The 12,663-nt window shown below is 69.3% G+C and carries 9 protein-coding genes; 4 read left to right on the top strand and 5 right to left on the bottom strand.

The window, feature by feature from the left end:
- Positions 1 to 48: 48 nt before the first annotated feature.
- Both fdhF and DJ75_RS04960 read right to left on the bottom strand, forming a co-directional pair.
- Positions 49 to 3,333, bottom strand: coding sequence for a formate dehydrogenase subunit alpha (gene fdhF, locus DJ75_RS04965; RefSeq protein ID WP_094523121.1), 3,285 nt, complete (start codon positions 3,331 to 3,333; stop codon positions 49 to 51).
- Complete coding sequence (locus tag DJ75_RS04960) at positions 3,330 to 4,841, bottom strand: NADH-ubiquinone oxidoreductase-F iron-sulfur binding region domain-containing protein (protein WP_094523119.1); 1,512 nt, start codon at positions 4,839 to 4,841, stop codon at positions 3,330 to 3,332. The genes fdhF and DJ75_RS04960 overlap by 4 nt, the downstream gene beginning before the upstream one ends.
- A gap of 143 nt (positions 4,842 to 4,984) precedes the next feature.
- Between DJ75_RS04960 and DJ75_RS04955 the strand changes: the two genes are divergently transcribed.
- Positions 4,985 to 5,260, top strand: a complete 276-nt coding sequence (locus tag DJ75_RS04955; RefSeq protein WP_170938286.1) for a hypothetical protein — start codon at positions 4,985 to 4,987, stop codon at positions 5,258 to 5,260.
- A gap of 211 nt (positions 5,261 to 5,471) precedes the next feature.
- Here DJ75_RS04955 and DJ75_RS04950 read toward each other — a convergent pair whose 3' ends face one another.
- Complete coding sequence (locus tag DJ75_RS04950; RefSeq protein ID WP_094523115.1) at positions 5,472 to 5,852, bottom strand: Rid family detoxifying hydrolase; 381 nt, start codon at positions 5,850 to 5,852, stop codon at positions 5,472 to 5,474.
- 208 nt (positions 5,853 to 6,060) lie between these two features.
- Here DJ75_RS04950 and DJ75_RS04945 point away from each other — a divergent pair, with 208 nt between their 5' ends.
- Positions 6,061 to 7,296, top strand: coding sequence for an NAD-binding protein (locus DJ75_RS04945; protein ID WP_094523113.1), 1,236 nt, complete (start codon positions 6,061 to 6,063; stop codon positions 7,294 to 7,296).
- A 71-nt stretch (positions 7,297 to 7,367) separates the two neighbouring features.
- Entirely contained in the window at positions 7,368 to 9,218 is a 1,851-nt protein-coding gene (locus tag DJ75_RS04940; RefSeq protein ID WP_094523111.1) for a BCCT family transporter, read from the top strand.
- Positions 9,219 to 9,234: 16 nt separating this feature from the next.
- Here DJ75_RS04940 and DJ75_RS04935 read toward each other — a convergent pair whose 3' ends face one another.
- Together DJ75_RS04935 and DJ75_RS04930 are read right to left on the bottom strand one after the other, a co-directional pair.
- On the bottom strand, positions 9,235 to 9,870 hold the full coding sequence (locus tag DJ75_RS04935; RefSeq protein ID WP_094523109.1) for an aminodeoxychorismate/anthranilate synthase component II: 636 nt from the start codon (positions 9,868 to 9,870) through the stop codon (positions 9,235 to 9,237).
- A complete protein-coding gene (locus DJ75_RS04930) occupies positions 9,867 to 11,378 on the bottom strand; it encodes an anthranilate synthase component I family protein (protein WP_094523107.1) in 1,512 nt (503 codons plus the stop codon). Before DJ75_RS04930 ends, DJ75_RS04935 begins: the two co-directional genes overlap by 4 nt.
- Before the next feature lie 369 nt (positions 11,379 to 11,747).
- On the opposite strand from DJ75_RS04930, the gene DJ75_RS04925 reads away from it, so the two are divergent.
- On the top strand, positions 11,748 to 12,641 hold the full coding sequence (locus DJ75_RS04925; protein ID WP_094523105.1) for a bifunctional methylenetetrahydrofolate dehydrogenase/methenyltetrahydrofolate cyclohydrolase: 894 nt from the start codon (positions 11,748 to 11,750) through the stop codon (positions 12,639 to 12,641).
- Positions 12,642 to 12,663: the final 22 nt, after the last annotated feature.

Raw genomic sequence — 12,663 nt, 5'->3', positions numbered from 1 at the left:
ATCACGCCGCGATTGGCGGCGTCGACGGCGGTCCGAAGACGGTCCGCGTCAGTCGTCGCCGGCGCGACCCCGGCCGGCGCCGGGCGCGCGCAGCACGGTCTCGTCGGTCTCCGGGCCGAGCGGATCGACGCGGACGCTGGAGATCTTGTACTCCGGGATACCGGCCGTCGGGTCGAACGTCTCGCCGGTCAGCTTGTTGACGGCGCCGGCGGCGAAGTGCATCGGGATGAACAGCGTCCCGGGGCCGACGCGGGTGGTGACCTGCGTCTCGACGACGATGGAGCCGCGACGGGACTCGACGCGGACGTACTCCGCGTCGCCGATGCCGAGTTGGTCGGCCGTCTCGGGGTTGACCTCGACGAAGCTCTCGCCGACGTGGCTCATCAGCCCCTCGACGCGGCGGGTGATCTGGCCGGTGTGCCAGTGGTAAAGCACGCGGCCCGAGGTGAGCGTGAGCGGGTACTCCTCGTCGGGTATCTCGCCCGGATGGCCGCCGTCGGCGGGCACGAACCGGGCTTTCCCGTCCTCGAAGTTGAAGTTCCCCTCCTCGTGGTCGTAGAGGTACGGCGTGCCGGGGTCGTCGGCGTCGGTGCAGGGCCACTGCAGGCCGTGCACGTCGCCGCCCTCGAGCCGCTCGTAGGAGACGCCGCCGTAGATGGGCGTCAGGTCGCTTATCTCGTCCATCACCTCCCGCGGGTGGTCGTAGTCCCAGTCGTAGCCGAGCCGGCGGGCCAGCGCCTGGGTTATCTCCCAGTCCTGCCGCGCCTCCCCCGGCGGGTCGGCCGTCGGCCGGACCCGCTGGATGCGCCGCTCGGTGTTGGTGAAGGTGCCGTGCTTCTCCGGCGAGGTCGCCGCCGGCAGCACCACGTCGGCGTGGTCGGCCGTCTCGGTCATGAAGATGTCCTGGACGACGAGGAACCCGAGGTCGTCCAGCGCCGCTTCGGCGTGCTGGATGTCCGGCTCCGAGAGGGCCGGGTTCTCGCCGACCACATACATCGCTTTCAGGTTGCCCTCGTGGGCCTCAGCGAGCATCTCGGGCACCTTGAGGCCGGGCTCCTCGGGCGGGCGCTCGCCCCACGCGTCTGCGAACTTCTCGCCGACCTCGTCGTCGACGGGGTCCTGATAGCCCGGCAGGCTGCCCGGTAGCGTCCCCATGTCGCCGCCGCCGCCCTGAACGTTGTTCTGGCCGCGGAAGGGAGAGAGACCGGCACCGGGCTTGCCGAGCTGACCGAGCAGGAGCGCCAGGTCCGCCATCGCCAGCAGGTTCTCGGTGCCGTGGGACTGCTGTGTCATCCCCATCGCCCAGCCGAAAACGACGGTGTCGGCCGCCGCGAGCGTCTCGGCGGCCGAGGCCAACTCCTCCGGCGGGACGCCCGCCAGCTCCTCGACCTTCTCGGGGGTGAACGCCTGGACCTTCTCTTTCAGCGCATCGAAATTCTTCGTGTTGCGCTCGACGAACGCCTCGTCGTGGAGGCCGTTCTCGACGATGTACCGCATCATCCCGTTGAGCCAAGCGACGTCGTAGCCGGGGTTGGTGCGGGTGTACTGGTCGGCGTGCTCGGCGATGCCGATCCTCCGCGGGTCGAAGACGACCAAGTCGGCGCCGTCCCGGACGTTCTGCTTGATTCGGGTCGCCAGCACCGGGTGGGACTCGGTCGTGTTCGAGCCGCTGATGAGGTAGGCGTCGGCCTCGCCGACGTCCTCGTTGATCCGGTTCGTCATCGCGCCGTAGCCGACGGTCTGCTGGAGCGCCGCCACCGTCGAGGAGTGACAGAGCCGCGCGCAGTTGTCGATGTTCTTCGTCCCGAGCACCTGGCGGGCGAACTTCTGGACGAGGTAGGCCTCCTCGTTGGACCCCTTCGAGGAGGCTAGACAGCCGACCGAGTCGACGCCAGCCTCCGCCTGGATGCTCGACAGCCGGTCGGCGACGTGATCGAGAGCCTCCGCCCAAGAGACGGCCTCGAACTCGCCGTCGTCGTCGCGGACGAGCGGCTCCGTCAGCCGCTTTTCGCTGTTGGCGAACTCGTGGCCGAACTTCCCCTTCACACAGGTCGAGAAGTTGTTCGCCGGCGCGTCGTCGGGGTCGTCCACCGGGACGACGCCCAGCGAGTCGCCGTCCTTGCCCCACATCTCGAACCGGCAGCCGACCGCACAGAAGCCGCAGGTCGTCTCTTGCTTGTCGATTTTGCCGATCCGGTAGTCGCTGACCACGCCGGCGATGTCGAACAACCGGCCCTCCGGGAGGGTGTTTGCGGCGATGCTCTCGGCAGTGTGCTCGCCGGCCAGGAACGCCTTGTGACCGTACTCCGTGGCCACGTCGCCGGCGCGGCGCTTGGCCGCGGACACGAACCCCTCCAGCCCATCGGCCTCGACCTCGGCGGTCCCGCCGAACGTCCGGTTCGGCGCGTCCGTCTCGTCGATTGTCTCGACGTCTTCGTGTTCGATGACCTTGCCGATGGAGTTGCGCTGGGTGAACCCCGGCAGCGGCAGGGTCGCGACGCCGCCGATGCCCTTCTCGGTCAGCGCGCCCGTCGGGCACACCGTCGCACAGTGGCCACAGGAGACGCAGTCGGAGTCGTGCATCGTCTCGGCGTCCGACTGGAAGCCGATGCGGGTGTCCTCACCGTGGCCCTCGATACGGAGGACGCCCTCGACCTGGACGTCGCTACACCCCTCGACGCACCGGTTACAGAGGATGCACTTGTTGCGGTCGATCTGGATGAACGACGAGGTGTCGTCGATGGGCTCGTACGCGTCCCGCTCGTCGAAGACGCCGTACCGGGGGTGGTCGACGCCCTCGCTGATGGCGGCGTCCTGCAGTTCGCAGCGTCCGTTGCCGTTGCAGGTCGTACACCGGAGATTGTGGTTCGACAGCACCAGGTCGAGGTTGACGCTGCGGGCCTCCGCGGCGTCGGGCGTGTCGGTCCGGACCTCGAGGCCGTCCTCGGCCGGGAACGAACACGACGGCACGAGGCCGTGCTCGTCGGTCTCGACCATACAGGTCCGGCACTCGCTACGCGGACCGATCTCCCCGCTGCAGTCCCCGTCGCGGTCGTAGTAGCAGAGTGCGGGCACGTCGGCGTCCTCGGAGACGCCGTCGGCACCGGGGTCGACGCTGACGACGTCGTCGTCCAGCGCCTCCATCGCATCGATGAGCGTCGATCCGCCGGGCAGCGTCACCGGCTCGCCGTCGACGGTCACGGTCGTCGGTCCCTCGTCGGTCCCGACCTCCGGATCGTTGGCGGTGCCGGTGTCGAACTCGGCGGTGACCGGCGTCGAGGGTTGGGGGTCCTCGAAGTCAGGCACGCCGGGGAGCGCGTCGTCGGTGCTCACAGTTCCCCCGTGCAACTCCCGGCCGGACAGCGGCCGTCAGCGTGGGCGCGCACCTCCGGCCCGAAGCTCTCGATGACGGTCGTCACGGGGCGTGGCGCGTGCGCGCCGGTCCGGCAGTTACTCGACCGGCGCATCACCCGCCCCAGCTCGCGTATCTTCTCGTCCTCGAGGTCGCCGTCGTAGACGTCCCGCAGCAGTTCGGCCAGCTGCTTGGTTCCCTCGCGACCGGGGACGCAGCGCCCGCTGTTCTCGCTGGCGGCGAACGTCGCGCGGTCGCCGGCGTCGGCCAGGGCACACCGGCTCTCGTCCAGCAACTCGACGACCCCCCCGGTCCCGAGGTCCGCCGCCCGGAGCGACCCCGCCGTCGCCCTCACATCGAGGTCACGGGTGTAGCCGCCGAGCACGTCGCCGACGCAGGCCATCTTGAACGCCCCCTCGAGGTCGACGGCCTCGCGGACCGCCGCGAGCGAACTCGCGGAGGGCAGTTCGACCGTCGCCGGGGCCGCGACGTCGCCCGTCACGGTGAACAGCCGGGTCCCGGGGTCCGCGGCCCCGGGGTCGAAGGCGTCCGGCTCGGCCATCGCGTGCCGAACCTGCGCGTATGTCCGTGGCGTGTGGACGACCGTCGGCCGGCCGTAGAGGCCGTGCTCGGCGGGTGAGGGCGGCTGGAGCCGTGGCTCGATGCGGTCGGCGCCCTCCATCGCCTCCAGCGCCGCCGTCGGCGCCCCCGCGCGGTGCTCGTCCGGTCCCGCGACCAGTTGCACGTCGAGGTCGAGGTGCTCGCTAGCGGCGTCGACGGCCTCGCGGAGGTGTCGCACGAGGGCGACGTCGGACTCGTTCAGGTAGAGGACGGCGTCGTCGGCGCCGACGCGGTCGGCGACCGCGGCCATCCCGTCGAGGACGCACATCGGCACCCCCCACAGGAGCGTCCGGTCGGCGCGCTGCTCGGCATAAGCCTCGTTCGCGTTTGCGACCACGACCGGGTCGCCGTCCGCCTCCCGGGCCGTCGTCCACTCCGTTGCGACCGGGTCGTCGGCCGCCGCGTCACCGCGTCCGCGGCCGAGCAGTCCGGCGTCGGCGGGCGCCTCGGCGGACCGTTCGGCCGAGAGAAACGGCCGCTCGGTCGGGTCCAGCGGGTCGACCCAGCCGCACGGCCCGAGCACCGCCCGCCGGCCGACGGAGAGCGACCCGGCATCCGGAACCGGGAGCGTCTCCGTTCCGGGCTCGTGTTCGATGACGGTGTCCGCTCCGTCGGTCGGCAGTTCGCCGCCGGCCACCGTCGAGACGACGTCCTCGACGCCCGCGTCCGTGGGACCGGCGAAGAACGCCGTCCTGCCGTCGACGGTCGCCATGACCAGCGGGTCGCTCTCGCCGATTCCAGTCGGTCCCGTCCGGACGACCGCGACCGACTCCGACGCCGCACGAGCCGCGGCCACCGCGTCCTCGCCGTCGCTCGTCGCCATGCGGACGACCGGCGACCGACCGACTGCGCCTGTCTGTCGTGACATGTCTTCGCTCGTGGTCGTGAACGGAAAAAACCCGCAACCGCCGCGGCCCCGACGCCCGATACCACAACCGACCAGTCGGCCGACACGTCCGGGGTGCGGCGCCGGCGCGGCGAAGGGGTTAGGTGCCAGCGCCCGCCCCTTCCATCGTGACGAATCCACGCTTCGAGGAGGTCCGGACGGAGGCGGCCGACGCCATCACCGACGGCGAACTGCGCTCGGTGTACGGCGGCCTCGTCCACGACGACGGCCGCCACGAGTACTACTTCGGCAACGACACCGGCGACGCGACCGAACTCCGCGAGACCGCGGCGATACAGCTCGGCATGCTGCTCCGGGTGCTCGCGGACCGCTCCGAGGACGACCTCGAGGCTGTCGCCGAACTGGCCGTCGAGCGGGCCGAGGAGATGCAGCTCCGGTAGCGCTCCGTCGGTCGTCTCCAGCGTCGACGGGTCGGGCCGGCAGCCGAGCGATCGGCGTGTCGTCGTCGACGACGCCGCCCTGGTCGAGCCGCTCTGCGAGCGCCCGGGTCGGAGGCCCCTGGGGCTCCGGCCCTTGACGGCGTAGTAGCGGTGTAGCGGCCGTCGAACCCCCTAGGATCGATGGCCCGCCCGGCGGCCACCGTCCCCGTCGTCACTCGGTGGTCGCTATCGCCTCTATCTCGACCGCCGCGCCTTTCGGCACGGCGCCGGCGCCGACGGCGCTCCTGGCCGGCGGGTCCTCGTCGAAGAACTCGCCGTAGGCCTCGTTGAAAGCGTCGAAATCGTCGATGTCGTCGAGGAAGACCGTCGTCTTGAGCACGTCGTTGAGCGAGAGCCCCTCCGACTCGAGTATCGCCGCGACGTTCTCGAGACACTGCCGGGTCTGCTCCGCGACCGATTCGTCGTCGAGCAGCTCGCCGTCGACGGTGAGCGGGAGCTGGCCCGCGGTGATGAGGAGACTGCCATTCGTCGTCGCCTGGCTGTACGCCCCGACCGCCGCCGGCGCATCGTCCGTGCTGATAGTGCGCTTCATGGGCGGAGTTACCCGCGGACCCCGTATAAATCCGGCCGTGGCCGCCACCGACGACACGACCTATCGGATTCCGGATCGGTCGTGGAACGGTTCGCTCGACGCGGCGAGGCGGCGGTACCGACTGCGGTCGATCTCCGCCCGCTCAGTTCCGCGGTCCGCCCCTCTGACGGCGAGCGTTTTTTATATGGAGTCTGAGAATTGACCCCCGGTGTCCGACTCATCAGGCGGTCCGGTTCAGCGGGCCATCGAGGAGATCTTCTATCCCGCCGATAGGATACCGCTCGTCGAGTGGCGGGAGTTCTCGGGCGCGCGATCGACCGTGTCACTGACCGCCGCCCTCACGCTGTTGTCGTTTGTGACGGGACTGTCGAACCTCAGTCAGCCGTCGGTGACGCTGGCGGGACCGCTGGCCGGCCTGTTGCCGACGTCGCTCGCGGTGCCGCTGGCGCGGTTCGGGGGCGTCCTGTTCGCGTTCGTCCTCGGCATCCTCGCGGTCGGCCTCCAGCGCCGGAAACGCATCGCCTGGCTCGCCGCCGCCGTCGTCGTCCCGGCGCTGGCCGTGTTACCCTTGACGACGCTCCGGCCGACCGACATCCCGGTGTTGGTGCTCATCGCGATCACCTTCCCGCTCCACGTCCGGAACCGCGACCAGTTCCGCCAGTCGCTCGACCTCTCGTCGCTGCAGATCGCGTCGTTGTCCGCCATCCTCGGCGTGGTTCTCTACGGGACGGTCGGCTCCTACGGGTTACGGGACCAGTTCGGCGGCATCTCCACGTGGGGGGACGCCTTCTACTACGTCATCGTCACGATCGCGACCGTCGGCTACGGCGACATCACCCCGACGACGGGGATCTCGAAGTGGTTCTCGCTGTCCATCATCCTGTTCGGTACCGGCGCCTTCACCGTCGCGGTGGGTGCGCTCATCGGTCCGGCGATCGAATCGCGAATGGCCGCGGCGTTCGGAAACATGACCGCATCTGAACTCACACTCTTAGAGGACCACGTCGTGGTCCTCGGGTACGGCGACGTGACGGAATCGCTCCTGGAAGAACTCGGTGCGGAGACGGAACTGGTGGTGGTGACGCCCGACCAGGAGACCGCCTCCCAGCTCAACACGGAGGGAGTGAACGTCCTCACCGACGACCCGACCGACGAGTCGGTGTTGCGCGACGCCAGGACCGACGCCGCCCGCGGGGTCGTCGTCGGCAGCGACGACGACGCACGGGACGTGCTCGCGGTGCTCGCGACGCGGAACGTCGACCCGGACGTGCGGATCGTCGCGGCCGCCAACGAGGCGCGGAACGTCGAGAAGCTCGAGTCGGTCGGGGCCGACGACGTCATTAACCCCCTCGAGATCGGCGGGCGGCTCCTCGGCCGATCGGTGCTCGGTGGCGACTCCCGATCGCTGTTGAGCGAGATCAGCGGCAACGCCGACGACGAGTAGGCTCCAACCGACGCGCGATCGCTCCCTGCACGGTACACATTTATCAGTGTGATTCGCTAACATGGGTCTGTATGAGTACCGGGAGCCAGCGCGGTGGAGTCGCCGGAAGCGTCCTCGTGCCGCTGTGTGCCGTCTCAGGGGCCATCGTGCTCGCCGGGTTCTTTTTTCCCGGTTTTATCGGTGAAACCGTCTCCGGCGAAGCGTGGCTGACGATCGCCTTGGTGTTCTTCAGCTCCGGCCTCGGCTACCTCGCCGTTCTCCCTCACTCGTCGGACGAGGAGGGGGCGTTGCCGGAGTCGTATCTGTTGCGGGTCCGTCGTCGGGGCGTCCGAGAGATGCTGCGCGGGTTCCTCGCCCGACAGGAGCTGGCGACGCTGGCGCCGGCCGTCGTCCTGTTCGCGCTGTTCTTCCTCCTGCAGGTCGCCCTTCCCGACGCCGTCTCCGGCGTCGTCGGCGGCGTGACCGACGCGATACTCAGCGTCGGCGGTCCGGTGTTCCTCGCCGCCGTCTTCGTGTCCGTGTGTTACTGTCTGTTCCTGCTCCTCGGTCCCTGGGGTGGGATCAAGCTCGGTGGTCCCGACGTCGAGCCGTCGTACACCCTGCCGACGCTCTTTACGCTCGTGTTCACCGCCGGCATCGCGGCGGGAGTGGTGTTCTGGGGACCGGCGGAAGCGCTGTTCCACTACCAGACCCCGCCGCCGTACGTCGACGCCGCGCCGGAGTCGAGCGCCGCCATCGGCGGTGCGTTAACGTACGCCCTGTTCCACTGGGGACTGTCGGCGTGGAGCGCCTACGCCGTCATCGGGGTCCCAATCGCGTACTTCGTCTTCAACAGGGGCGCCCCGCTCCGCGTCTCGACGATCCTGGCGCCGTTCCTCGGCGTCGACGGGTTGGATTCCCGGTGGAGCACGCTCGTGGACACGCTCGCAGTGTTCGCGATCATCGGCGGCATCGCGACGTCCGTCGCGCTGGTGAGCGAGCAGTTCCTCACGGGCACGAGCTTCCAGTGGGGCGTCACGGCGGGGCGGCTCGGCCCGGTGCTGTTCGTGGGCGGGCTCACGCTGATATTCTGCCTGTCGGCGGTGAGCGGCGTCCACCGCGGCATCCGGCGCATCTCGGGCGTGACGATGCTGCTCTTCGGTCTCTTTGCCGCGCTCATCGTCGCCGTCGGCCCCCGAACGTTCGTCTTCGAGCGGGGGACGCAGGCGCTGGGGAGCTACGCAGTCAACTTCGTCCCGCTGAGCGTCTACCTCGACGGCCAGTGGGTCGCCGACTGGACCGTCTGGAACTGGTCGTGGTGGTTCTCGTGGGCGCCGTTCGCCGGCCTGTTCATCGCCGCCCTCTCCCGCGGGCGCCGCATCAGGACGGTGGTGTTCGTCAGCGTGATCGCCACCTCGGCCGCGACGATGGCCTGGTTCCTGATCTTGGGCGGTACGTCGCTGTTCGTCCAGCATACCGGACGGGCGGACGTGCTCGCGGCCATGTCGTCGTACGGGAGTGCCGAGGCCGTCGCCGGCTTCCCGCTGTTCGAGGCGCTCCCGCTCAGCCAACTGCTGATGTTCCTCTTTCTGGCGCTCATCATCACCTTCATGGCCACGTCGGCGGACACGTCGACGCTCGTCGTCGCGACGCTCGCGGCCAAGCGGGGGTTGGCGCCCTCGAGCGCGAGCATCGTCTTCTGGGGAGTCCTACAGGGAAGCGTCGCCGTCGCCGTGCTGCTCGTCGGCGGCGCCGGGACGCTGCAGGCGCTGGCCGTCCTGACCGGCGGGCCGTTCGCCGTCCTGTCGCTCGTGGCGTTGATCGGGCTCACGGGCACGTTCTATCGGCACGAAAGAGGCCACACCTCAGTCATCGGCCACGTCCGGAACCGGCTCCCCGAGATCCAGACCCACCCGGATCTCGATCCACCGGACAACGACTGACCCCGCGGCGGGCGTCTCACCCGCCCGCGATGCTCGTACAGAAGTTCTCGATGATGCGCTTCCCCGGGCTCGTGAGGATGCTCTCCGGGTGGAACTGCATGCCGATGTGCGGCCGTTCTCGATGGCGAACGCCCATCACGATGCCGTCGTCGCCGTCCGTCCCGTCCGCCTCGTTCGACCCGTCGACGCCGTCTGCCCCGTCCGCCCGCCCCTCCGCGATGGTGTGAGCGGTCTCCTCGAGCTCGCCGGGGATGTCGTCGCGCTCGACGGCCAGCGAGTGGTACCGACCCACCTCGAAGGGGTCATCGACGCCGTCGTAGAGCCCCGCCCCGTCGTGGCGGACCAGCGAGGGCTTCCCGTGCACGACCTCGGGGGCGTGGCCGACCGTGGCCCCGTTGGCCGCACACAGCGCCTGGTGACCCAGACAGACGCCGAGCGTCGGGTAGGAGAGTTCCTCGAAGATCGGGATCGAGACGCCGGCCGCCTCGGGCGTGCCGGGCCCGGGCGAGACGACGATCCCGTCGGGATCGAGGGCACGGACGTCCGCGACGTCGACTGCGTCGTTCCGCCTCACGACGACGTCGTCGAACTCGCCGACGTACTGGACCAGGTTGTACGCGAATGAGTCGTAGTTGTCGATAACGAGTATCATCGGCCGCCCTCCAGCGGGTCGCTCGCGGCGTCCACGGCGAGGGCCCCCTGCTCTCCGAGCGCCTCGTCGACGGCCGTCACCAGCGCGCGGGCCTTGTCGAGCGTCTCCCGGTACTCGAGTTCGGGAACGGAGTCGTGGACGATCCCGGCGCCGACCCGCAACCGGTACTCGTCGTCGTACCGGACGAGAGTGCGGATGACGATGTTGAGCGTCGCGCGGTCATCGAAGCCGAACACGCCGATCGAGCCGGTGTAGGGGCCTCGTCGGGTCGTCTCCATCTCGTCGATGATCTCCATCGTCCGGGGTTTCGGCGCGCCGGTGATGGTGCCGCCGGGGAACACCGCGGCGACCGTGTCGGCGATCGAGCAGTCGTCGCGGCGCCGGCCCTCGACGAGGCTGACGAGGTGCATCACCTCCGAGTACCGGTCCACCCGGCGGTACTCCCGCACGTCGACGGTGCCGTACTCGCTGACCTTGCCGAGGTCGTTGCGTTCGAGGTCGACCAGCATCGCGTGTTCGGCACGCTCCTTCTCGTCGGACAGCAGGTCCGCTTCGAGGTCGGCGTCGGTCGTCGCGGTCTCGCCGCGCGGCCGTGTGCCGGCGATCGGCTCGGTCAGCAGACGGTCACCCTCCACGTCGATCAGGAGTTCGGGGCTCGCGCTCACCAGGTCGACCCCGGGGAACTCGACGAGCGCGGAGTAGGGAGCCGGGTTGACCCGCCGCAGCGCCGCGTACGCGTCGACCGGATCGACCGTCACCGGGGCGACCAGCCGGTGGGAGACGTTCGCCTGGAAGGTGTCGCCGTCCCGGACGTGCTCTTTGATCGCCCGCACCCGGTCGGCGAACGCCTCCTGACCGCACTCGCTCTCGAAGGTCGCCCGCCTCTCAGGCGTCGGAGGCGAGGCGGTCCGGCCGTCGCCGTGGAGCGCCGCCTCGACGAGCGCGAGCGCCCGCTCTCGGCCGGCCTTATATGCGTCAGCCGGCGACCCGTCGACGACCGGGCACGCGGTCACGCGAAGCCGGGTCGCGTCGTCGTCGCGGGGCTCCTCCCAGGCGGCGACCCGGTCGAACACGCCGAGCTGGAGCCGGGGCAGTCCGTCCGACGCCGTCGTCGTCGGCAGGTCCTCGAGCTCCCGGGCGACGTCGTACGAGAGCCAGCCGAACGCGCCGCACGGATACGGCACGTCGCAGTCGCCGCGGACGAGGTGCTGGCGGTCGAGCAGCGCGTCGATGGCCTCGACGCTCGGGCTGGCTCCGTCGGCCGATGGCGCCTCCGCGTCCACCTGCACCCGTTCGACCGGATCGGTCGCGAAGTACCCCCAACCCGGCTGTCCCCCCGTGGTTTCCAGGTAGACGCCGTCGCCGTTCGCGTTCCGCGCCCGCCGATACGACTCGAACGGGTCCGAGACGGTGACGCGGACCTCGACCGGGACCCGCGAACCGTCCGGGGCGGCGGCGGCAATCTCGATGAACGATTCCCTCTCCGTGACGACGAGTGGATCTGTCATTTGATACAGTCATCTCCGAACGACCGTCACAGATCGTTCGGAACTGATACCACGGATAACGGACGTTCGGTCAAAAACGTTCTGCGGAGTGACGATCCATCCGACGCAAACTCGAATTGTCACACGAGCGGAACGAAAATCGGTGGGTATTTTAATACCCGTACTATTCCCCGCCCGCGACTTTACGTCCCGACCGAACAGTAGCATGCGAACTGATAACGCTGCATCGGCCGTCGCGTTCCGTCGGCGCGTTCCGGCCGTCGGCGACGGCGAGGAAACCACCATCACCATGACAACGACATCATCACCATGACAACGACATCATCACCATGACAACGACATCACCACCATGACAACGACATCACCACCATGACGACGATAATCGACGGTAACGAGATCGGCGATCGGATCCGAGCCGACGTCGGCGACTGCGTGGGGACGCTCGCGGACGCGGGCGTCACTCCGGGGCTAGCGACGGTACTGATGAGCGACGACGGGGCGAGCGAGACGTACGTCTCGATGAAACGACGGGCCTGCGAGGAGATCGGCATCGAGAGTTACCACCACGAGATCGACGCCGACGCGCCCGCCGATCGGCTCTTCGACCGAGTCGAGGAGCTAAACGAGGACCCCTCGGTGCACGGGATCTTAGTGCAGATGCCGGTTCCCGACCACGTCGACGCCCGGCGGATCCTCCGGAGCATCGACCCGATGAAGGACGTCGACGGCTTCCACCCCGAGAACGTCGGCCGCATGGTCGCCGGAGACGCGCGATACAAGCCGTGTACGCCGCACGGCATCCAGAAGCTCCTCGCGGCCGCCGACGTCGACACAGAGGGGAAAGACGCCGTCGTCGTCGGGCGGTCGGACATCGTCGGGAAGCCGATGGCGAACCTCCTGGTACAGAAGGCGCCGGGCGGCAACGCCACCACGACGGTGTGTCACTCCCGGACCACCGATCTGGCGGCGAAGACCCGCGCCGCCGACATCGTCATCGCGGCCGCGGGCGTCCCGGAGATGATCGACGGATCGATGCTCTCGGAGGGCGTCGTCGTCGTCGACGTCGGCGTGAATCGGGTCGACGCCGACACGGAGAAGGGGTACGAACTCGTCGGCGACGTCGACTTCGAGAGCGCGAAACAGAAGGCGTCGGCCATCACGCCGGTCCCCGGCGGCGTCGGCCCGCTCACGATCGCGATGCTCATGTACAACACGACGAAGGCCGCCGGCCTCCAGTCGGGCGTCGACGTCGAGTTACCGTAGCCCGATCGGCGGCGGCCGATCC

Origin of the sequence: Halorubrum sp. Eb13, assembly GCF_002252895.1 — an archaeon.
GTDB lineage: Archaea > Halobacteriota > Halobacteria > Halobacteriales > Haloferacaceae > Halorubrum.
This window is presented reverse-complemented; position numbering and strand designations above follow the sequence as displayed.

Excerpts from the sequence above, each read along its gene's own strand:
- DJ75_RS04960 (WP_094523119.1), bottom strand. The coding sequence starts at position 4,841 with ATGTCACGACAGACAGGCGCAGTCGGTCGGTCGCCGGTCGTCCGCATG.
- DJ75_RS04950 (WP_094523115.1), bottom strand. The coding sequence starts at position 5,852 with ATGAAGCGCACTATCAGCACGGACGATGCGCCGGCGGCGGTCGGGGCG.
- DJ75_RS04940 (WP_094523111.1), top strand. The coding sequence starts at position 7,368 with ATGAGTACCGGGAGCCAGCGCGGTGGAGTCGCCGGAAGCGTCCTCGTG.
- DJ75_RS04935 (WP_094523109.1), bottom strand. The coding sequence starts at position 9,870 with ATGATACTCGTTATCGACAACTACGACTCATTCGCGTACAACCTGGTC.
- DJ75_RS04930 (WP_094523107.1), bottom strand. The coding sequence starts at position 11,378 with ATGACAGATCCACTCGTCGTCACGGAGAGGGAATCGTTCATCGAGATT.
- DJ75_RS04925 (WP_094523105.1), top strand. The coding sequence starts at position 11,748 with ATGACGACGATAATCGACGGTAACGAGATCGGCGATCGGATCCGAGCC.